This window comes from Kitasatospora sp. NPDC054939 (assembly GCF_053610105.1).
On the sequence record NZ_JBSGXP010000068.1, the window covers coordinates 1 to 19,736 of the forward strand.

Genomic DNA, 19,736 nt, shown 5'->3' on the forward strand with positions numbered 1-19,736 from the left:
GTGTCGGCGGGGGCTCGGCGTCGCGGCGGGCCGGTCGGGCCGGGCGGTCAGCGGAGCATTCACAGAACGGAAGTTCGGCGCCGCTCCTCCGTCCCGCTACGAAGGGCGCGATCCGGTCCGACGGGAATTCATCCGGCCGAATTCATCCGGTCGGACCGGCAGCGGGCGCGGCAGCGGCCGTGGACGATCGCAGCACCAGCGCGGTGGCCAGCGGCGCGACCGGGGCGACCGGCTCGCCGCGCAGCAGTCCGGCCAGGGCGTCCACCCCGGCCCGGCCCAGCGCCTCGCCGGGCAGGTCGACCGTGGTCAGCGGCGGGGCGAGCATCCCGGCGACGAAGATGTTGTCGATGCCGACCACCGAGAGGTCGGCGGGCACCCGCAGGCCGAGGCCGGCGGCGGCCTGGTAGACCCCGGCGGCCACCACGTCGTCGTCGCAGATCACCGCGTGCGGCCGGTCGGCGCGCGCCAGCAGCCGGTGGGCGGCGTCGCGGGCGGCGGGCTGGCCCTCGTTGAGGCTGACGCCGAGTTCGACGACGGCCAGGCCGAGCTCCGCGGCGGCCCGCTCGAAGGCGGCCTGGCGGACCCGGAAGGTGTACGCGGAGTGGGTCGAGCGCAGGCGGCCGATCCGGCGGTGGCCGAGCGAGACGAGGTGCTCGACGGCGGCCCGCATCCCGCCGGCCACGTCCAGTTCGACGGTGGGGCGGGCCCGGTCGGTGCCGGGGTCGGCGTCCAGGAAGACGGCGGGGGTGTCGGCCGGCAGCTCGCCGAGCTGGCTGTCGTCCGGGGAGCAGATCAGCAGGCCGTCGAAGCGGCTGGTGGTGGCCGCGGCGCCGAGGGTGGCGCTCCCCCAGCCGGAGCTGACCACCACGGCCAGGCCGTGCTTGCCGGCCTCCTCGTGGACGCCCTCCAGCACCCGGCCGAAGAACGGGCCGAGGATGTTCGGGACGGCCAGCAGGATCATCCCGCTTCGGCCCAGGCGCAGCTGTCGACCGGCCGCCTGGGGGCGGTAGCCGAGGCTGCGGGCCGCCTCGCGCACGCGGTCGCGGGTGGCGTCGGAGACCCGGCGGCCGGCCTCGGTGCCGGAGAACACCAGCGAGACGGTCGCCTGCGAGACCCCGGCCAGCCGGGCCACGTCCCGGCCGGTCGGCCTGCGCACCGGCGCGGGCCAGACCCCGCTGGTGGGGGCGGCGTCCGGGGCGGCAGCTGCGGGCCCCGCGGCCCCGGGCTTGACGGACGCGGGCTCGGCGGACGCGGGCTCGGCGGAGCCGGGCTCGACGGACGTGTCGTCGGCGGACCCGGGCTCAACGGAGGCGGACGCGGGGTCGACGGGCGGCGGCTCGGCGGTGGCGGGCACGGGTGTCGGGGGCGCGGGCCGGTCGGGATCAGCCCTGGCGGGCGGGCGCCGCGCCGCGGGCGGCGTCGTCGGCGGCGTCCTCCTCGGCGTTCTGCTCGGCGATCCGCTTGGCCGTGCGGTCGCGCAGGCCGGCGACCCGGCCCTCGATCTGCGCCGACATCGCGTCGCGCTGGCGGCTCAGCAGGACGTAGCTGAGCGGGGCCGAGACCACGGCCGCCAGCAGGAAGAGGAAGACCACGCCCGCCTCGCCGCTGACCGGGATGATCTGGAAGTGTCCGAGGACCAGGGCCACCAGCAGGCAGCCGAGGAAGATGCTGGCGCGCAGGCAGGTGTAGCGGAGCGTCGCGTGCGACTTGCCGCCGTTCACATTGCTGCTCACTGGGACACATCCTTCGTTGCGCGGGGGGCGGGACCGGTCTCCCAGTGAAGCATGCCGAACGGGCACGCCGGGGAACGGGTCGCCCGCCCCGCCGCTCAGCGCAGGTCCAGCCACATGGTCACGTCGTCGCGGTCGTCCCCCGGCGCGACCCGGATGCCGCCGGGCACCCGGCCGACCTCGGTCCAGCCGCAGCGGGTGTAGAAGCGCTCCAGCCCCTGGCCGCCGCGCAGGTACAGCCGCAGTCCGGCCAGGCCCCAGTCGCGGGCGACCCGCTCCGCCTCGGCCAGCAGCCCGGCGCCGTAGCCGCGGCCCTGGAAGTCGGGGTGCACCATGACCCGGACCAGCAGCCGCCAGTGCTCCATCAGCGAGAACCGCATGGACGCGAAGACCAGCAGGCCCGCCAGCCGGCCGCTCCCCTCCTCGCGGGCGACGAGCAGGCGGTCAGGACCGGCGGGGGCGATCCCGGCGAACTGCTTCTCCGCGGTGACCCAGACGTCGTCCTCGGTGACCGGCGGGACGAAGCCGACCGCCCCGCCGGCGTTGCTCACGTCCGTCCAGAGCCGGACGATCTCCTCGCGCAGGTCGAGGTCCAGGTCGGGGTCGAGGGTGAACACCAGTGTCATGAGCCGTGAGCGTAGTGGCTCATGACGACGGGGCCGTGACGGGCTTCCCGCCGACCGGTGAACGCCGCAGCGGCAGGCAGAGCAGGACGGCGACCGCGCACAGGCCGCCGGCCGCGTACCAGGTCAGGTCGTAGTCGCCGAAGGCGTCCCGGGACAGGCCCGCCAGTCCGGCCACCGCGGCGGCGCCGATCTGGTGGCAGGCCAGCGTCCAGCCGAAGACGATCGGGGCGTCCTCGCCGAAGTGCCGGCGGCAGAGCGCCACGGTGGGCGGCACGGTGGCGACCCAGTCCAGCCCGTAGAAGATCACGAAGGCCAGGATCGGCGGCTCCAGCGAGCCGGCGAACAGCTGCGGCAGGAGCAGCAGCGACATCCCGCGCAGCGCGTAGTAGGTGACCAGCAGCCGGGCCGGGTCGAAGCGGTCGGTGAACCAGCCGCTGGCGATCGTGCCGACCACGTCGAAGACCCCGACCAGGGCGAGCAGTCCGGCCGCCGTGGTCACCGGCATGCCGTGGTCGTGCGCGGCCGGGATGAAGTGGGTGCCGACCAGACCGGCGGTGGTGGCGCCGCAGATCGCGAAGGAGCCGGCCAGCAGCCAGAAGGTCCGGTGCCCCAGCGAGGAGCGCAGCACCCGCAGCGAGCGGGCCAGCGCGCGGCCGTCCCGGACCGGCGCGGGCGGCGGCTCGGTCGCCCCGTACGGGAGCAGGCCGAGATCGGCCGGGCGTTCGCGCATCAGCAGCAGGACGGGAACGGCGACCGCGCTGGCCGCGAGCGACACCACGACCACCGCGGACCGCCAGCCGTGGTGCTCGACCAGCCAGGCGCCGACCGGCAGGAAGACCAGGTTGCCCGCTGCCCCGGCGGCGGTGAGCACCCCGGTCACCAGCCCCTGCCGGGCCTGGAACCAGCGGCCGGTGATGGTGGTGGCGAAGGCGCCCGCCATCGAACCGCTGCCGAGCCCGACCAGGACGCCCCAGCAGAGGATCAACTGCCAGGGCTCGGTCATCAGCATGGTCAGCCCGGCGCCGGTGGCGATGGTCAGCAGGGCGCAGACCACCACCAGCCGCACGCCGAAGCGGTCCATCAGCGCGGCGGCGAAGGGGGCGGTCAGGCCGTAGAGGGTGAGGTTCACGGAGGTGGCGGCGGAGATCGTCCCGAGCGACCAGCCGAACTCGCCGTGCAGCGCGCCCATCATCAGGCTGGGCGCCGAGCGGAAGCCCGCCGAGCCGAGCAGCACCAGCAGGGAGACCCCGGCGACCACCCAGGCGTAGTGCACCCTGGGCGTCCGGGCGGGAGGAGGGGCGGGGGCGGTGGGGGAGGCCGTGACCTGCGCTTCGTTCACCCGACCGAGTGTCACGGGCACGCCCGGGGGCCCACGAGTGGCCTGACTGCCAGCTTTCGCAAACATCGGGCCACCCACCTCCTAGGCTGGTCCCCCCGAGGTGGAGAGGAGCCGATGTGACGACCGGCGAACGGGACGGGCGGCACCTGGTCGCGGTGCTCGCCCTGGACGGCGTGATCGCCTTCGAACTGGGCATCCCCGCACGGATCTTCGAGTCGGCCAAGGATCCGGACGGGGTGCCGCTCTACCGGGTCGCCACCTGCACCCCGGACGGCCGCCCGGTCTCCACCAGCACCGACTTCCGGGTCGCCGTCGACCACGGGCCCGAACTGCTCGCGGTCGCCGACACCGTGGTCGTCCCGGCCTCCGACTGCACCCGGCCGCAGGACTCCGGCCCCGCCGCCGAGCGGGAGCTGCCGCCCGCGGTGGCCGCGGCACTGGCCCGGATCCGCCCGGGCACCCGGCTGCTCTCGATCTGCACCGGCTCCTTCGTCCTGGCCGCCGCCGGCCTGCTGGACGGCCGCCCGGCCACCACCCACTGGCGCTACACCGACCGCTTCGCCGAGCGCTTCCCCCGGGTCCTGCTCGACCCGGAGGTGCTGTTCACCGACGACGGCGACGTGCTCACCTCCGGCGGGGTGGCCGCCGGCGTCGACCTCTGCCTGCACGTGGTGCGGCGCGACCACGGCAGCGCGGTCGCCAACGCGGTGGCCCGCACCTGCCTGGTCCCGCCGTGGCGCGAGGGCGGACAGAAGCAGTACGTGGAACTCCCCCGGCAGACCGCCGAACCGGGCCAGGGCACCGCCGCTGCCCGGGCCTGGGCCCTGGAGCACCTGGACGAGCCGATCTCCCTGGAACGGCTCGCCGCCCGCGCCGGCATGAGCGTACGGACCTTCACCCGCCGCTTCCGCGAGGAGACCGGCTGCAGCCCCGGCCACTGGCTGACCCTGCAGCGCACCGAGCGCGCCCGGCTCCTGCTGGAGGGCACCGACCTGACGATCGACCGGATCGCCCGGGAGTGCGGCTTCGGTACGGCGGCCTCACTGCGGCTGCGGCTGCGCGAGCGGCTGGACGTGGCGCCGAGCGCCTACCGGCGGGCTTTCCGCTCCGGCGACGAGCGGGGCGTCGGCGAGCGAGGCACCGACGAGCGGGGCACCGACGAACCCGGCCGTGACGAACCCGGCCGTGACGAACCCGGTCGCGGCGAACCCGGTCGCGGCGAGCGGGCCTTCCGGGCCGGCGCCGAAGGCGTCGGGGACGCGGTCCGGGTCTGACCGAAAACCGACCCTCCGGTCGGCAGTTGCCGGGCGGATCGGACGGCGGCAGTCCGCGCGCACCCCGCGCGCAGCACCCCCCGCCGCCGTCCGATCCCGGCGCGCGGAGCCTGAACCCGCGCGGCCGCTCTCCGCACTCGCCGAGGAAGCGGTACCCGAGCGACCTGCTGCGGCCCCCCTGCTGACAACGTCCCCCTGTGCCCAGCAGCACCACAACGGCGTTCGGCGTCCCCTCGGCGTCCCCTCGCGGCGGAGCGCTGCACCCAAGAGTGATCAGTCGGATACGTCACGTCAATGGCTAGTCAGAAATTCGGAATGGTTGCGTCAGCTTTCGGCCGACCGATCATCCGGGGGACCGCCGACGGCGCCGTGCGCGCAGTTCAGGGGCGTTTCAGGGGCGGTTCACTGGGCCAGGGCCGCCCAGTCGACACCCGCCAGCGGGTCCACCGGGGCCGCGTCCGCGCCGATCTCGCACCAGACGCGCTTGCCCGAGCCGTCGGGGTACCAGCCCCAGCGGTCGCACAGCAGCTCCACCAGCTCCAGCCCGCGGCCGTTGGTGGCGTCCACGTCGCCGCCCGCGTGCCGGGGGGCCGGGGCGACCTGGCTGGCGTCGGCGACCTCCACCCGCAGCGGGCCGGCCACCGCCGACTCGCACGCGGTCCCGTCGCCCGGCTCCCCGCCGGCGGCGCGGGTGCCGTCCAGGGGGTTGCCCTCCATCGGCAGACAGAGCCTCAGCACCGCCGGACAGCCGGTGTGCACCACGGCGTTGGTCACCAGCTCGGAGACCACCAGGACCACCGTCTCGGCGATCGGGGCCTCCGGGTCCACCCCGTGGTTGAGCAACCGCGACCGCACCCACCGCCGGGCCCGGGCGACCTCGGCAGGGTCCGCCCGCACCGCCAGCTGCACTTGAAGAACCTGCACCGCTCCACCACCCGCACTCGCAGTTCGGCCATCGTCCCGATCGGGCCGGACCGTCCAGCCGGCCGGCCCCGGGCGCCCGCCGCCGCCCGGGCCGCCGCACCCTCGTCCGTCGCGTTCTGGCAGCAACACGAATACGCCTCAGGATGATTCGGTGGACGGGCCGCAGCAAGCGCTTCGGGCATATTCCAGCGATCGGGGGACAGGGCAGTGCATACTGTCCCGTTCACTCTGGCGAGCCTCGCACCGGCAACCGGACCGGCCCGTCGGACGCACCGGGGCGAACCTATCGCCGGAAGGGCCCGGCACCACGCCCGCCACTCGCGAACCACCCGTGCGACATATGTCCAACGGCCTTCGAACAGCGGGATCGGCCGACCGTCCCACGATGTGACGATCCGAGGGGCGGGCCGCAGCGGACCGGCCGCGGGATCCGAAACTCCCCGTTCCATTCTTCACGGAATCCCCCCGTCCCCGAACTCCCGCGATATACCGTTGAGTAGCAATCGGACCGCAGCCGGAATTCCACGACGGGAGGGTGGTTGACCATGGCCGCCCCCGGGCGGAGCCCCCGCTGGGACGAACAGCTCCAACGGCGGCTCGCGCGCGGCGAGGAGACCGCCCTCGGCGAGCTCTACGACCGACTCGCCCCGATGGTGCACGGGCTGGCCTCGCGGATACTGGCCGACCAGGCCGCCGCCGACCAGCTCACCCGCGAGGTGTTCGCCCACCTCTGGGAGCACCCCGAGTCCTTCGACCCGGCCCTGGGCTCGCTGCGCTCCTGGCTCGGCGCCCTCACCCACCGCCGCGCGGTGGACCGCCTCCGGCTGCGCCGCGGCGCCCCCGCCGACGCCCGCAGCGGCCACGGCCCGGGCGGCGACGGGGAGGACGAGATACGCGCCGTCGCCACCGCGGCCCGGGCCCGGTACGTGGTCGACTCGCTGCCGCGGTCCCTGCGCGAGACCGTCACGGTCACCTACTACGACGGCCGCACCTACCGGGAGACCGCGCGCCGGCTCGGCATCAGCGAGCAGGCCGCCAAGCAGCGGATGCGGCTCGGCCTGGAGCTTCTGGCCACCGAACTCGCCGACGAGCCCGCCCCGCAGGCGGACGACGACCGCACGGAGGAGGGCGCGGGATGACCGGCACCGCCGACGAGCAGCGCCACGAGGAGCTCCGCTCGCTGCTCGGCGCCTGGGCGCTGGGCGCCTGCCCGCCGCACGAGGCGGCCGAGTTGGCGGGACACCTCACCGGCTGCCGGTCCTGCGCCGAGGAGGCCGGCCGGCTGCGGGACGCCGCGGGCTGGCTCGCCGTCGACGAGCCGCTCGACCAGCCGGTGGCGCTGCGCCAGCAGGTGATCGACTGGTGCCTGGCCCGCCGCCCCGCCGAACTGCCCGTCCCCGCCTGGAGCGTTCCGTACACGGCCGAGACCGCCAAGCTGGACTCGCTGCTGCGCGACCTCGGCCCCGAGGAGTGGCAGGAGGTCGCCGAACTCCCGTGGCACGGCGGCACCGAGCAGTTGCGTCCGGCCGAAGTGCTCTGCCACCTGGCCGCGGTGGACGGCTACCTGGCGCTCGCGCTCGGCCTGCCCGACCCGGTACCGGGCCGCCCGGACGCCGACGGTCACGTGCCCGGCACGACCGGCACGACCGCCACGACCGGCCCGGCCCGCCGGGTGCCGCCGCAGGAGGCCTGGCCGCCGCGGCCCGCGCCCCGGGTGCCGGAGCAGCGCGGACCGTGGGCCGGCATCACCGGGCGCACCGCCCGGCTCACCGCCGAACTCGCCGGGCAGCCGCCGGAGTCGGTCCGGGCCCGCTGGCGCAAGCAGACCCACGACCTGGTGCGCACCGCCGCGCTCGCCCCGCAGGGCAACACCCCGGTGGACTACGGCTTCGCCACCCTCCCGCTGCGGGACGCCTTCGTCGACCGCGCCTTCGAGTGCTTCGTGCACGGCGAGGACGTCGCCCGCGCGGTGGCCTACCCGTACGCCCCGCCGGCCCCGCAGCACCTGCGGCTGATGATCGACCTGGCGGCCCGGATGCTGCCGCTCGCGCTGGCCGCCCTGCGCGCCGCCGACCGGCCGGGGCCGCCGGGCGCACCGGTCGTCCGGGGCGCCGGCGACGCCATCGGACGGCGACTGCGGCTGGTCATCGACGGACCGGCGGCCGGGGAGTGGCTGATACCCCTGGACGGCCCGGACGGCGGGGTGGACGGCGTGGAGGCGCTCTTCGCGCGCTCCGAGCCGGTGGCCTCGCTGGTGCTGGACGGCCTGGAGTTCTGCCAGCTGGCCGCCGCGCACCGCGACCCGGACCGACTGCCGGTGGGCGAGCACGGCGACCGGGCCGCGATCCGCGAACTGCTGCGCGCCGTCCCGCTGCTCTCCCGGCCCTGAGCGCCCCCGGGCCCGGGTCGGGCGCCGCGAGGCCCTGCGGCCTTGGGCCTCGCGGCCTCGTGGGGTCAGGCGAAGACGACGGTGCGGGTGCCGTTGAGCAGCACCCGGTGCTCGCTGTGCCACTTCACCGCGCGGGCGAGCGCCTGGCACTCGACGTCCCGGCCGAGCGCGACCAGCTGGTCCGGGGTGATGTCGTGGGTCACCCGGGCCACCTCCTGCTCGATGATCGGGCCCTCGTCGAGGTCGGCGGTCACGTAGTGCGCGGTGGCGCCGATCAGCTTCACGCCGCGGGTGTACGCCTGGTGGTACGGCTTGGCGCCCTTGAAGCTCGGCAGGAAGGAGTGGTGGATGTTGATCACCCGGCCGGAGAGCGCGGTGCACAGCTCGTCCGACAGCACCTGCATGTAGCGGGCCAGGACGACCAGTTCGACCTGCTCCTTCTCCACCAGGTCGAGCAGTTGCTGCTCGGCGTCGGCCTTGGTGTCCCGGGTGACCGGGATGTGGTGGAAGGGGATGCCGTAGCTCTCGGTCAGCTCGCGGAAGTCGGTGTGGTTGGAGACCACGGCGGCGATCTCCACCGGCAGCGCGCCGATCCGGGTGCGGAACAGCAGGTCGTTCAGGCAGTGCCCGAACTTGGAGACCATCAGGACGATCCGCATCCGGTCCTCGCTCGGGTGGATCTGCCAGTCCATCCCGAAGGAGGCGCCGATCGCCGAGAAGCTGGCCCGCAGCTTGTCCAGGGTCACCGGCTCGGCGGCGGAGAAGTGCACCCGCATGAAGAACAGGCCGCTGTCCCCGTCACCGAACTGCTGGCTGTCGATGATGTTGCACCCGGTCATGAAGAGGTAGCTGGAGACCGCGTGCACGATCCCCTGCTTGTCCGGGCAGGACAGCGTGAGGACGTACTGGGCGCTGGTCGACTGCTGATCCACGGTGGGGGTGTCCCGTCCTGAGCTCGTGCGGTTGTGGGTGGTCCAGCGTGTCACATTCCGGACACGCCGTGCGGCGCTGCCCGTACTGCGGGACACGGACGTCCGCCGCGCCCGCACCGGGAGCGGGCCGGCTCACACCTGGGTGAGGATCCGCAGGACCTCCAGCGAGCGGGGCGGGGCGTCCGGGTCCTCGCCGTCGTTGACCGTGAGCCGGACGTGCGCCTCGCGCGCGGCCCGGACGGCCTCCGGCCAGCCCTGGTGGCCGAGGTAGGCGGTGGCCGGGGCGTCGGCGCCGACCTGGTGCAGGATGCGGACCACCCGCAGCACGGCGACGTCCACCACGGCGGCCTCGGCCGAGTCGCGGAAGATCGTGCCGACGTACTTCTCGGCGGACCACCGGTCCAGCCAGGTGTCCTCGACGAGGCGGTAGACGGCGTCGGTCACGTCACCGAAGCCCTCCCGCCCGGCCAGCCAGGTCTCCTGCTGGAAGGCAGGGTCGGAGAGCATGTGCAGTGCCGAGCGCAGTCGGGCTCGCCAGCGCCACCAGGGCAGGTCGTTGAGCGGCATGCCGCCCATCGTGCTCGACCGGTGCCCCGGACGAGAAGGGTTTCGGGCGGACCGATGCGAAGAATCTGTGCTGGCGGACATGGAGAGCGATCGTACGTTCCCCCACCGTCGAGGTTCTACACGCGTCCACGACACGGCCCGCCCGGAGTTATGGCGCCGTTGGCCCTCCGTTCGCTTTTCGGCCCTCTCGGCTTGTGGCGTGCGGGCTTACCTGGTGCCAGTGCGCCGCAGAGCGCCAGGGAGGGAAAGACCCATGACCAGCCGAAGGGGCGCGTCCCAGGATCGGAAGTCGGTCGCCGCGCGCCGCCGCCGTCCGATCGTCGCAGCGGTCACCGCCGTGGCCCTGCTCCCCACCCTCTTCTCGGTCTCCGCGTGCGGCGGACCGGCCGATGCCGCCACCAACGGCGGCGACCTCACCGTGATGACCTGGGCCCCGTCCGGCACGGGCGCCACCGACCGCCCCGGGATGACCGCGCTCGCCGAGGCGATCGGCCGGGACCTCAACGCCAAGGGCGGACTGCACGGGCGCAAGCTCAAGGTCCTCACCTGCAACGAGCACAACAGCCCCGACGGGGTCGCTGCCTGCGCCCAGCAGGCCGTCGACGCCAAGGCCGTCGCCGTCGTCGGCTCCTACAGCCAGCACGGCGAGCGCTTCATGACCGTCCTGGAGCGGGCCGGCATCCCGTTCATCGGCGGGTACGGGCTCTCCCAGGCCGAGTTCGGCAGCCCGCTGTCGTACCCGGTCGGCGGCGGTATGCCCGCGCTGATCGCCGGCAGCGGCCGCCAGCTGGTCGACGCCGGCTGCCGGTCGATCTCGCTGATCCGCCCCGACACCCCGGCCGGCGACCACCTGCTCGGCTACCTGGCCAACGCGCTCAAGCCGGCCGGGATCAAGCTGCAGGACGTCAAGTCGCCGGAGCAGTCCAGCGACTACACCGCGCAGGTCCGCAAGGCCGTGGGCAAGGACGAGCCGGGCAACTGCCTCACCAGCGCCCTGGGCGCCGAGCCCACCGGCAACCTGCTGGACGCCTACCGCCGGATCGGCCCGAAGAACACCAGGATCGCCTCGGTGATCGGCAGCGTCCAGCAGTCGGTGGTCGACTCCACCGGCGGCGACGGCGGCCCACTGGCCGGGGCCTACGTCAGCAGCTGGTACCCGCCGGAGTCGTCCAAGGTCTGGAACCAGCTGCGCGAGGTGGCGCGCGCCTCCTCCGGGGGCACGATCGACGTCGCCGACCCCGGTGTGCAGACCACCTGGGTCGCGTACGACGTCTTCCGGCAGGTCGTCGAACGGCTGGCCGCCGCCGGGCGGCCGGTCAACGCCAAATCGCTGACCTCGGTGCTGGACAGCGGCGATCCGATCGACACCGGCGGCCTCACCCCGCCGCTCAGCTGGGGCACCACCAGCATGCTGGCCAGTGCCGAATCGCCGCGGCTGGTCAACACCTGGGTCACCTACCAGCAGGTCAAGGGCGGGCGGCTCGGTCTGCAGCAGCCCGGCTTCGTGGACGTCCGCTGGGTGCTCACCGGGAGCAGGCCGCCGGCCTGATCCGCGGGGGCGCCGCGCGAGGGGGTCGGGCCGGACGGACGGTCCGGCCCCCTGCGCGTCGGCCGCCGGGACCGCTCGGGCCGGGAGCCCGGCGGGTCGGCGCCGAGCGGTTCGGCGGCTCGGAACCGGCGGCTCAGAGCTCGGCGGCGGACTTGGTCGGGAGGCCGGTCTGCCCGGCGATGCCGTTCCACAGCGAGGACGCCTGCTTCTTGGCGGTGGTCGCCGTGCCGCTGGCGGCCGCCGCGTTCTTGTAGTGCGGGTTGTCGAGCTTCTTGGGGTCGCAGGCGCCCGGGGCCTGGATGTCGCCGACCCAGAGCGCGTACTCGTCGTCGGCGGTCGCCGAGGCCTGCCACGCCTGGTTGAGCTGCTCGACCAGCTGCGGACCGCTGGGCAGCTTGTCGGTCTTCAGCCCGGCGAGCTTGGTCAGCAGGTCCTTGCGCTGGCCCGCCGCGCCGGTCAGCGCCTGCTGCGACTCGGGCAGCTTCTCGCACTTCTGCGCCGAGGCGACCGCGTTGACGACCGCCTGCCGGCTGTCGTTGGCGGTGCCCAGCAGGTCGGAGAGCGCCTGGGCCTGGGCCTTGACCTCCGGGCTCACCGCGGTCGAGGCGCTCGCCGACCCGGTGGCGGTGGCCGTGGCGGTGCCGGTGACGACCGGGGCGGCCGTGGTGGGCTTCGCCCCGTCCTCGTCGTCCCCGCTCATCAGGACCGCCACCAGGACGGCAGCCGCCACGCAGCCGGCCGCCACCCCGCCGATGATCAGCTTGTTGGAGGAGCGGCCGGGGCCCTCCGCACGGACCGGCGCCGCGGGCCCGGGCATCCCCGGCGGGGGCAGCGGGGCACCGTGCTGCTGCGGGACGTACGCGGTGGGGTGGTCCTGGAACGCCAGGTTGCCCGGCGGGGCCTGCGGGGCGGGCGGCTGCTGCGGCGCGGCGCCCGGGTACGGCGGCAGGTACTGGGTCTCCGCGGCGTGCTCCGGCACGGGATGGCCGGGCCGGGCTCCGTACCCCTGGCCCGCCCCGTACCCCTGGCCCGCCCCGTACCCCTGGCCCGTGTCGTAGCCCTGGGGCGCCTCGTACGGGGCGGCCCCGTAGTGCTGCGGCGCCTCCAGCGGCGGTTGCTGGGGCGGGTACGACTGCTGCTGCGGCGGCACGCCGTACGCGGGCGGTTGCGGCTGGGGCCCGGGCTGACCCGGCTGGGCGGGCTGTCCCGGCTGTCCGCCCGGCTCGGGGCGGAACAGGTCGTCCAGGTTGAAGTCCCCCGAGTTGGGGTACGAGCGGCGCTGGCTCAACGGGGTTCCTCACCTGTGCACGCCCGCGCGCTGACGGCGGACCACATCGCTTCGGTTCTGGGGAGCATCACAGCTCCTTGGACGTCCCGCCCACGCTACCGGTTCGCCGAACCGGGTGACCACGTGGGCGGAACATCCTCACAGACCGTCCATGCCCGCAGGTCAGGCGGCCTCCGCCTCGGCCCGCGCCTGGAATTCGCGGACCACCCGCTGCTCCCGGAAGGGCTCCAGCCGGCGCCGGAACTCGTCCAGGTACTCGACCCCCCGGTTGGAGCGCAGCCCGCTCAGCAGCCGCACCGCCTGCGCGCCCGTCTCACAGGCGCGTTCGAGGTCCCGCTGCTGGAGCTGGGCGGTCGCCAGCAGCACGAGGTCCACCGCGCGGCGCCGGACCCTGGTCGGCGGGTGCAGGTCGAGCGCCCGCCGGGCGTAGTGCTCGGCGGGGCCGGCCTGCTCCAGGTCCCGGTGGCAGTGGGCCAGCTCGTCGGCCAGGTAGGCGTCGTCGAAGTGCACGATCCAGTCCGGGTCGTCCTCCGGGCGGCGCTTCTCCATCATCTCCAGCGCCTTGGCCGCGACCGCCTCGCAGGAGCGGGCGTCCCCCAGCAGGGCGTGGCCGCGGGCCTCGGCCGCGTAGAACATCGCCATCGCCGTCGGGGTGGCCACCGAGCGGGCGCCCTCCTGGGCCGCACGGGCCAGTTGGGCGATCTCTCGCGGATTGCCGAGGGTGGCTGCCAGGTGGCTCATCGACGCCGCCAGGACGTACCCGCCGTACCCGCGGTCGTCGGCCGCCTGGGCCAGTCGCAGGGCCTGGATGTAGTAGCGCTGGGCCAGGCCCGGCTGCCCGGTGTCCACCGCCATGTAGCCCGCCAGCTCGGTCAACCGGGCCACCGCCGCGAAGAGTTGCCGACCGGTCTCCTCCCGGTACGCGCCGCCGAGCAGCCCGGAGACCACGCTGTTGAGGTAGTGGACGACGACCGGGCGCACGTGCCCGCTGCCGAAGCGGTGGTCGAGGTCGACCAGCATCGCGGTGGTCGCCTTGATCGCGGCCACGTCCGTCGGGCCGACCCGCGGCCCGCCGGTGCGCGCCACCACCGGGTCCGGCGGGGTGATCAGCCAGTCCCGGCTGGGCTCGACCAGGGCGGAGGCCGCGACCGTGGCGCCGGTGAGGAAGTCCCGCCGGCCGACGTCGCTGCGCCACAACTCGCAGACCTGCTCCAGGGCCGCGCTCAGGGTCGGCGCGAACTGCAGCCCGATGCCGGAGCTGAGGTTCTTGCCGTCGGCCATCCCGATCTCCTCGACCGAGACGCCGCGGCCGAGTTTGCGTCCGAGGGCCTCGGCGATCACCGCCGGTGCCTGCCCGCGCGGTTGCTGGCCCCGCAGCCAGCGCGCGACGGACGTCTTGTCGTATCGCAGGTCGAGGCCGTGCTCCGCCCCGCAGAGGTTGACCCGGCGTGCCAGGCCGGCGTTGGAGCAGCTTGCCTCCTGAATCAGCTGCTGCAGACGCTCGTTGGGCTGTCGTGCGACAAGTGGTCTCGCGGCCATGGCTTCGCCTCCCCACACCCTCCGGTCCCGGCCGGCGGGCGACGATTCTGCTGATCTGTTGCCGACTGTCCGACCGTCCAAGGAATCTGACACCAGGTTAGCGATCAGCAACGCCACCGGGATACCCGCGGTGACGATGCCGACCCCCCACGCGCCCGGTGAAATGCTCCCGTGCGCCCCCACTGCGCCCGTCCTCCGCCGGTCCGCAACGGTGGCTCACCGGATCGGGTGACATTGCCGTCGCGCGGGACTCCACGCCCGTCCGGCCGTAACCAGCCTCACGCACGGTAGTTGAGCAGCGCGTGGAAGACATCCCAGGAGCCCCCGACCAGGGCAGCAACGCCGATCTGCCCCCGCTGCTCATCGAAGCCGTCAGCTACGCCGAGAACCGCCACTGGGAGGTCGCCCCGGGCGCCTGGCTGATCGACGGCGACGGGCCGGCCCGCTGCTCGTGCGGCGACGCCCGCTGCCCGCTGCCCGGGGCGCACCCGATCGACGCGGACTGGGCCCGCAAGGCCAGCGCCGGGCCCGGCGCGGCGCGCCGCTGGTGGACCGAGCGCCCGCAGGCGTCCATCCTGCTGCCGACCGGCCGCTCCTTCGACGTGCTGGACGTGCCGGAGACGGCGGGCTGCCTGGCGCTGGCCCGGATGGAGCGGATGGACCTCCAGCTCGGCCCGGTGGTCGTGGTGCCGGCCGCGCCGGGGCGGGTCGGGCGGCGGCTGCACTTCCTGGTGCTGCCCGGGGTCGCGGCCAAGCTCCCCGAGATGCTCCGCCGGCTCGGCTGGCCGCCCGGCCGGCTCGACCTGGTGGCCCGCGGCGAGGGCGACTGGACGGTGGCCCCGCCGTCCCGGGTGGGGCCGTGCGGCTTCGCCCAGTGGGCCCGCTCGCCCTCCGCACTGAACCGCTGGCTGCCGGACGCCGCCGAGCTGATCAGCCCGCTGGCGTACGCGTGCGGCCGCGAGGCCCCGGCGGCGCGCCCCCAGCCGGCCCAACCGGCGGCGGTGCGCTGACCCCGTCTTTCACCGTTTCGAGGACGGCCGCCCTCCGCCTATCGGGTGAGGGCGTGCACCGCGCGAGACCCCGCGCGCACCTGACGGGCCCCGTTTCCCACCGGAGACGGGGCCCGTCACACGTGCGTGCGGATAAGGGATCGGTGTACCCGCTGGTCAACGGCAGAAGCCCCTCGTACGAGTGACGGCGCTCAAGGATTGCCATGATCTGCCGAGGGGAGAAATTCCAGCGTGAGGGGACGCCGGAGGGGCGCTCGGACGGGGAAGCCGGGCGCGGCGGTGGGAGGGAAACCGGAGGGGAACAGGGAGGGGAAGCGGGGGGCCGCGTCACCGGCCGAGCTCGGGGAGGCCGGTGACGCGGTGGAGGGGAACCGGGAGGGCGGACAGGGCCCGGCGCGCACGGGGAGCGCGCCGGGCCCCGGTCGGTCCTCCCGCCCACCGCCGGCCCGCTGGCCCGGCGGGGGAAGGACTCAGGCCCGGGCCACGAAGACGTGCGCCGCGATGTCCTTGCCGAGCTCGGCCGCGTCGTCGCCGCTGCCCACCAGCACGCCGCCCACGCCGGGCGCCACCTGGACCGTGGAGCCGGGGCGGATGCCGGCCCGGCGCAGGGTCCGCATCAGCTCACCGTCGGTCTGGATCGGCTCGCCGATCCGGTGCACGACCACGCTCTCGCCGTCCTCGCCCGGCTTGACCGAGTCCAGCGTCACCAGGTCGGCGTCGAAGCCCTCGCCCTCGGCCTTGGGGTCGCCCAGCTCGTCCAGGCCCGGGATCGGGTTCCCGTACGGGGACTGGGTGGGGTGGCCGAGCATCGCCAGGACCTTGCGCTCGACCGTCTCGCTCATGACGTGCTCCCAGCGGCACGCCTCCTCGTGCACCTGCTCCCATTCGAGGCCGATCACGTCGACCAGCAGGCACTCGGCGATGCGGTGCTTGCGCATCACCCGCACCGCCAGCCGACGGCCCTCCTCGGTGAGCTCCAGGTGCCGGTCGCCGGCGATCCGGAGCAGGCCGTCGCGCTCCATCCGCCCGACCGTCTGGCTGACCGTGGGGCCGCTCTGCTCCAGGCGCTCCGCGATGCGGGCACGCATCGGGGTGATGCCCTCTTCCTCCAGCTCCAGGATGGTGCGAAGGTACATCTCAGTCGTGTCGATCAGCCCAGACATCGCCGCTGGCTCCGTTCTTCGGTGTCCTCACCGCCAATTCTGACGTACCGCACTGACAACCGGGCCCGGGCAGGGGTGTCCGGGGCGGCTTTTCGTTCCTGTTGACAGCGGTACGGGTGAGGCAGCACCGTGCTCGCCGTAGCTTTCTCCATCGGCGGTCCGGCCACCGCGACCGCCCCGCCAGGCCGGCTCCCCCACCGGCAGAGAGTGAAGGCAACCGATGAGCGACCTGGTCGGCACGTACTTCGACGCCGCGATCGCCCACCTCCGGCGGGTCCGCGCCGAGGAGGCGGAGAACATCGAGGCGGCGGCCGTACTGCTGGCCGACGCGGTCTCCGGGGGCCGCCGGGTCTTCACCTTCGGTTCCGGCCACTCCTCGCTGGCCGCGCAGGACGTCGTCTACCGGGCCGGCGGGCTGGTGCCGGTCAACCTGCTGGACGTCCCCGGTATGTCCGGCGTCACGGTGATGCCGGCGCCGCTGTCCAGCGCCCTGGAGCGGGTCTCCGGCCTGGCCACCACCACGCTGGACCTGACCCCCGCCGCCGCCGGCGACCTGCTCTTCCTGATCTCGCTCTCCGGCCGCCAGGTGATGCCGGTCGAACTGGCCCAGCACGCCCGCGCCCGCGGCCTGAAGGTGATCGGGGTGACCTCGCTGGCGTACCCGGGCGAGGTGCCCTCGGCTCACCCCTCGGGCACGTACCTCAAGGACCACTGCGACGTGGTGCTCGACAACAAGATCGCGGTCGGCGACGGCGAGCTGACCCACCCCGCCGCCGAGACCACCTTCGGGCCGGTCTCCACCATCGTGACCAGCGCGCTGATGCAGGCCGTGGTGGCCTCCGCGGTCGGCCGGCTCGCCGACGCGGCGGCGGCCGGCACCGCCGCGGCCCCGCCGCTGTTCCGCTCCGGCAACGTGCCCGGCGGCACCGAGTGGAACGCCAAGCAGATGGCCGACAACGCGGACCGGATCTTCTACACCTACTGAGTACTGGACAACCTGCGGGGCTTCCCGGCCAAGCGTCCGCGGACCGGGCGTACCGGCGGGCGGCGGCGGGCACGGGACCGGCTGCGACGCGAGCGACGGGTGGGGGCCGGGGATGGCATCGGGGGCGGGTCCGACGGACCGGTTGCGCGAGGACGACCTGATGCCGGGGCCGTTCCGGACCGCCGACTCGGCCTCGCTGCACGGCCAGCGGCGCACCGTCCTGCTGTCCGGCTGGGCGCTGGCCCTGCTGGTCGCCGCCGCGGCGGCCGGCTCCGCGGGCGGGCGCCCCGGTGCCTGGGCGGCCGCGGCCGGCTACCTGGGCGCGGCCGTGCTCGCCGCGGTGACCGGCCGGCAGAACCCGCAGGCGCTCTGGTACGAGGGCCGGGCCGCCGCCGAGTCGGTCAAGACGCTGGCCTGGAAGTACGCGGTGCGGGCCGACGCCCACCGGCCGCCGCCGCGCGCGCTGCCGGACGCCGAGGGCCTCTACCGCTTCCAGCTGGAGGAGGTGCTGGGGGCCTTCCGCGGCGGCCCGGCGGTGGCGCCGGGCGCCGGGGCCGGCGACGGGATCACCGACGGGATGCGCCTGCTGCGCGGGCAGCCGCTCGCGGTGCGCCGCGAGGTGTACCTGCGCGAGCGCATCCGGGTGCAGCAGGCCTGGTACGGCCGCAAGGCCCGGGCCTGCGCCCGGGCCGGACGGTGGACCGGGGCGCTCTGCGTGGCGCTGCCGCTGCTCGGACTGGCCCTGGCCCTGCTGCGGGCCCTGGGCGGCCCCGCCGTGGACGCGTTCGGCGCCGTCTCGGCGCTGGCCGCCGCGGTGACCGCCTGGACGCAGCTGCGCCAGTACCGGCCGCTGGCCGCCGCGTACGCACTGGCCGCCGACGAACTGGAGCTGGTCCGGCGCCAGCTCACCGGGCTGGACCTCGCGGCGGCCGACGCCGAGGAGGTCTGGGCCCGGCTCGCCAGGGACGCCGAGGACGCGGTCTCCCGCGAGCACACCACCTGGCAGGCCCGCCGCGAGGTGCGCGGCCGGGACCACTGAGGAGGCCGCACGTGGCAGTACGGATGGTGAAGACGCCGGACGGCCGCACCCTGGCCGTCGAGACCCACGGGGACCCGCGCGGACGGCCGGTGTTCCTGATGCACGGCATGCCGGGCAGCCGAATCGGCCCGCACCCGCGCAGCACCGTGCTGTACCGGCTGGGCGTCCGGCTGATCTCCTTCGACCGGCCGGGGTACGGCGACTCCTCGCGGCTGCCCGGGCGGCGGGTCGGCGCGGCGGCGACCGACGTGCGGATCATCGCGGACGACCTGGGGCTGGCCGGCTTCGCGGTGGTGGGCCGCTCCGGCGGCGGGCCGCACGCGCTGGCCTGCGCGGCCCTGCTGCCGGACCGGGTGCTCCGGGTGGCCGCCCTGGTGAGCCTGGCGCCGCGCGACGCGGCCGGGCTGGACTGGTACTCCGGTATGACGGCGTCCAACGTCCGGACCTACCGGGAGGCCGAGCGCGGCCACCACCGGATCGCGGACAGCCTGGAGTTCCGCTCCCGGCAGATCAAGGCCGACCCGGTCAGCCTGCTGAAGGGCCTGCGGCCCGAACTGCCCCCCGCGGACCGGGAGGTGGTGGCGGTCGCCGGGATCCGCCGGATGCTGCAGAGCAACTACCGGGAGGCGTTCCGGCAGAACGCGGACGGCTGGATCGACGACATCCTGGCGTTCACCGCCGACTGGGGCTGCAAGGTGGAGTCGATCGCGGCGCCGACCCTGCTCTGGCACGGCGCCGACGACCAGTTCTCGCCGGTCGACCACTCCCGCTGGCTGGCCGACCACATCCCCGGCGCCTCGCTCTTCCTGGAGCCCGGCGCCGCCCACTTCGGCGCCCTGCGGGTGCTCACCCAGGCGCTCAAATGGGCGGCCGGCCAGGACGGTTGAGCCGGATCCCCGGGTCGGCCCCTCAGGCCGCCGCGGCCGGGAGCGCCGCGTCGAGCAGCACCTCGGCGGCGGCGCGGGCCTGGGCGGCCGGTTCGGTGCCGCCGAGGATGCCGGCGGTGGCCATCGCGCCGTTGGCGAGCAGGCCGAGCTGCGCGGCCAGCACCGGGGGGCCGTCGAGCGCGGCCACCAGCCGGGCGAAGTGCCCGTTCAGCGCCCGCTTGTGGGCCCGGACCAGCTCGGCGACCTCCGGTGAGACGCCGCCGAGTTCGCCGTAGGAGTTGATGAAGGCGCAGCCCCGGAAGCCGGGCCGGGCGAACCAGTCGGCGAGGTAGTCGAAGACGTCGAGGATGCGTTCGCGGGGGCCGGCGCCGGGGCGGGCGTGGTCGGCGATCGCCTCGGCGACGGCGGTGGGGGGGGGGGGGGGCCCCGCGGGGGGCCCGGGGGCCGCCCGCTCTTGAAAAAAAAAAAAAAAACACAAACAAACACAAAGAAACG

19 protein-coding genes are annotated in these 19,736 nt (G+C 74.8%); 8 read left to right on the forward strand and 11 right to left on the reverse strand.

The window, feature by feature from the left end:
* Positions 1-142 precede the first annotated feature (142 nt).
* From ACWGB8_RS20260 to ACWGB8_RS20275, 4 genes are all read right to left on the reverse strand, one after another.
* Positions 143-1,354, reverse strand: coding sequence for a LacI family DNA-binding transcriptional regulator (locus ACWGB8_RS20260; RefSeq protein ID WP_452214902.1), 1,212 nt, complete (start codon positions 1,352-1,354; stop codon positions 143-145).
* 28 nt (positions 1,355-1,382) lie between these two features.
* The gene (locus ACWGB8_RS20265; RefSeq protein WP_452214903.1) at positions 1,383-1,733 is read right to left on the reverse strand and encodes a DUF4229 domain-containing protein; all 351 of its coding nucleotides are present in this window, start codon (positions 1,731-1,733) and stop codon (positions 1,383-1,385) included.
* Between the two features lie 95 nt (positions 1,734-1,828).
* Positions 1,829-2,356, reverse strand: a complete 528-nt coding sequence (locus tag ACWGB8_RS20270; RefSeq protein ID WP_452214904.1) for an N-acetyltransferase family protein — start codon at positions 2,354-2,356, stop codon at positions 1,829-1,831.
* 19 nt (positions 2,357-2,375) lie between these two features.
* A complete protein-coding gene (locus tag ACWGB8_RS20275) occupies positions 2,376-3,695 on the reverse strand; it encodes an MFS transporter (RefSeq protein WP_452214905.1) in 1,320 nt (439 codons plus the stop codon).
* 116 nt (positions 3,696-3,811) lie between these two features.
* Between ACWGB8_RS20275 and ACWGB8_RS20280 the strand changes: the two genes are divergently transcribed.
* Positions 3,812-4,969: a GlxA family transcriptional regulator gene (locus ACWGB8_RS20280; protein ID WP_452214906.1), complete on the forward strand. Its 1,158-nt coding sequence runs from the start codon at positions 3,812-3,814 to the stop codon at positions 4,967-4,969.
* Between the two features lie 402 nt (positions 4,970-5,371).
* Here the strand turns inward: ACWGB8_RS20280 and ACWGB8_RS20285 are convergent, their stop codons facing one another.
* Positions 5,372-5,893 carry an ATP-binding protein gene (locus ACWGB8_RS20285; RefSeq protein ID WP_452214907.1) on the reverse strand — a complete coding sequence of 174 codons (522 nt, stop codon included), beginning with the start codon at positions 5,891-5,893 and terminating at the stop codon, positions 5,372-5,374.
* Between the two features lie 545 nt (positions 5,894-6,438).
* Here ACWGB8_RS20285 and ACWGB8_RS20290 point away from each other — a divergent pair.
* Positions 6,439-7,032 carry a sigma-70 family RNA polymerase sigma factor gene (locus tag ACWGB8_RS20290; protein WP_452214908.1) on the forward strand — a complete coding sequence of 198 codons (594 nt, stop codon included), beginning with the start codon at positions 6,439-6,441 and terminating at the stop codon, positions 7,030-7,032.
* Positions 7,029-8,282, forward strand: coding sequence for a zf-HC2 domain-containing protein (locus ACWGB8_RS20295; protein ID WP_452214909.1), 1,254 nt, complete (start codon positions 7,029-7,031; stop codon positions 8,280-8,282). Before ACWGB8_RS20290 ends, ACWGB8_RS20295 begins: the two co-directional genes overlap by 4 nt.
* Before the next feature lie 65 nt (positions 8,283-8,347).
* Here ACWGB8_RS20295 and purU read toward each other — a convergent pair whose 3' ends face one another.
* Complete coding sequence (gene purU / locus ACWGB8_RS20300) at positions 8,348-9,214, reverse strand: formyltetrahydrofolate deformylase (RefSeq protein ID WP_452214910.1); 867 nt, start codon at positions 9,212-9,214, stop codon at positions 8,348-8,350.
* 132 nt (positions 9,215-9,346) lie between these two features.
* A complete protein-coding gene (locus tag ACWGB8_RS20305) occupies positions 9,347-9,862 on the reverse strand; it encodes an SCO4402 family protein (RefSeq protein ID WP_452214911.1) in 516 nt (171 codons plus the stop codon).
* 172 nt (positions 9,863-10,034) lie between these two features.
* On the opposite strand from ACWGB8_RS20305, the gene ACWGB8_RS20310 reads away from it, so the two are divergent.
* Positions 10,035-11,330, forward strand: coding sequence for an ABC transporter substrate-binding protein (locus tag ACWGB8_RS20310; protein ID WP_452214912.1), 1,296 nt, complete (start codon positions 10,035-10,037; stop codon positions 11,328-11,330).
* 133 nt (positions 11,331-11,463) lie between these two features.
* Here the strand turns inward: ACWGB8_RS20310 and ACWGB8_RS20315 are convergent, their stop codons facing one another.
* Both ACWGB8_RS20315 and ACWGB8_RS20320 read right to left on the reverse strand, forming a co-directional pair.
* Complete coding sequence (locus ACWGB8_RS20315) at positions 11,464-12,618, reverse strand: hypothetical protein (protein WP_452214913.1); 1,155 nt, start codon at positions 12,616-12,618, stop codon at positions 11,464-11,466.
* A 162-nt stretch (positions 12,619-12,780) separates the two neighbouring features.
* Complete coding sequence (locus ACWGB8_RS20320; RefSeq protein ID WP_452214914.1) at positions 12,781-14,157, reverse strand: transcriptional regulator; 1,377 nt, start codon at positions 14,155-14,157, stop codon at positions 12,781-12,783.
* A gap of 302 nt (positions 14,158-14,459) precedes the next feature.
* On the opposite strand from ACWGB8_RS20320, the gene ACWGB8_RS20325 reads away from it, so the two are divergent.
* The gene (locus tag ACWGB8_RS20325; protein WP_452214915.1) at positions 14,460-15,167 is read left to right on the forward strand and encodes a bifunctional DNA primase/polymerase; all 708 of its coding nucleotides are present in this window, start codon (positions 14,460-14,462) and stop codon (positions 15,165-15,167) included.
* A 470-nt stretch (positions 15,168-15,637) separates the two neighbouring features.
* Here the strand turns inward: ACWGB8_RS20325 and ACWGB8_RS20330 are convergent, their stop codons facing one another.
* Positions 15,638-16,330, reverse strand: coding sequence for a metal-dependent transcriptional regulator (locus ACWGB8_RS20330; protein ID WP_452214916.1), 693 nt, complete (start codon positions 16,328-16,330; stop codon positions 15,638-15,640).
* Between the two features lie 220 nt (positions 16,331-16,550).
* On the opposite strand from ACWGB8_RS20330, the gene ACWGB8_RS20335 reads away from it, so the two are divergent.
* The 3 genes from ACWGB8_RS20335 to ACWGB8_RS20345 all read left to right on the forward strand — a co-directional run bounded on the left by ACWGB8_RS20335 (position 16,551) and on the right by ACWGB8_RS20345 (position 19,241).
* Positions 16,551-17,315, forward strand: a complete 765-nt coding sequence (locus ACWGB8_RS20335; protein WP_452214917.1) for a sugar isomerase domain-containing protein — start codon at positions 16,551-16,553, stop codon at positions 17,313-17,315.
* Between the two features lie 160 nt (positions 17,316-17,475).
* Positions 17,476-18,354, forward strand: coding sequence for a DUF4231 domain-containing protein (locus ACWGB8_RS20340; protein ID WP_452214918.1), 879 nt, complete (start codon positions 17,476-17,478; stop codon positions 18,352-18,354).
* Positions 18,355-18,377: 23 nt separating this feature from the next.
* Complete coding sequence (locus ACWGB8_RS20345) at positions 18,378-19,241, forward strand: alpha/beta fold hydrolase (protein ID WP_452214936.1); 864 nt, start codon at positions 18,378-18,380, stop codon at positions 19,239-19,241.
* A 22-nt stretch (positions 19,242-19,263) separates the two neighbouring features.
* Here the strand turns inward: ACWGB8_RS20345 and ACWGB8_RS20350 are convergent, their stop codons facing one another.
* Positions 19,264-19,719 carry a hypothetical protein gene (locus tag ACWGB8_RS20350; protein WP_452214919.1) on the reverse strand — a complete coding sequence of 152 codons (456 nt, stop codon included), beginning with the start codon at positions 19,717-19,719 and terminating at the stop codon, positions 19,264-19,266.
* Positions 19,720-19,736 lie beyond the last annotated feature (17 nt).

Coding starts and splice junctions, on each gene's coding strand:
- ACWGB8_RS20295 (WP_452214909.1), top strand. CDS start 7,029: ATGACCGGCACCGCCGACGAGCAGCGCCACGAGGAGCTCCGCTCGCTG.
- ACWGB8_RS20345 (WP_452214936.1), top strand. CDS start 18,378: ATGGTGAAGACGCCGGACGGCCGCACCCTGGCCGTCGAGACCCACGGG.
- ACWGB8_RS20310 (WP_452214912.1), top strand. CDS start 10,035: ATGACCAGCCGAAGGGGCGCGTCCCAGGATCGGAAGTCGGTCGCCGCG.
- ACWGB8_RS20340 (WP_452214918.1), top strand. CDS start 17,476: ATGCCGGGGCCGTTCCGGACCGCCGACTCGGCCTCGCTGCACGGCCAG.
- ACWGB8_RS20335 (WP_452214917.1), top strand. CDS start 16,551: ATGAGCGACCTGGTCGGCACGTACTTCGACGCCGCGATCGCCCACCTC.
- ACWGB8_RS20290 (WP_452214908.1), top strand. CDS start 6,439: ATGGCCGCCCCCGGGCGGAGCCCCCGCTGGGACGAACAGCTCCAACGG.
- ACWGB8_RS20305 (WP_452214911.1), bottom strand. CDS start 9,862: ATGTCCGCCAGCACAGATTCTTCGCATCGGTCCGCCCGAAACCCTTCT.
- ACWGB8_RS20320 (WP_452214914.1), bottom strand. CDS start 14,157: ATGGCCGCGAGACCACTTGTCGCACGACAGCCCAACGAGCGTCTGCAG.
- ACWGB8_RS20330 (WP_452214916.1), bottom strand. CDS start 16,330: ATGTCTGGGCTGATCGACACGACTGAGATGTACCTTCGCACCATCCTG.
- ACWGB8_RS20270 (WP_452214904.1), bottom strand. CDS start 2,356: ATGACACTGGTGTTCACCCTCGACCCCGACCTGGACCTCGACCTGCGC.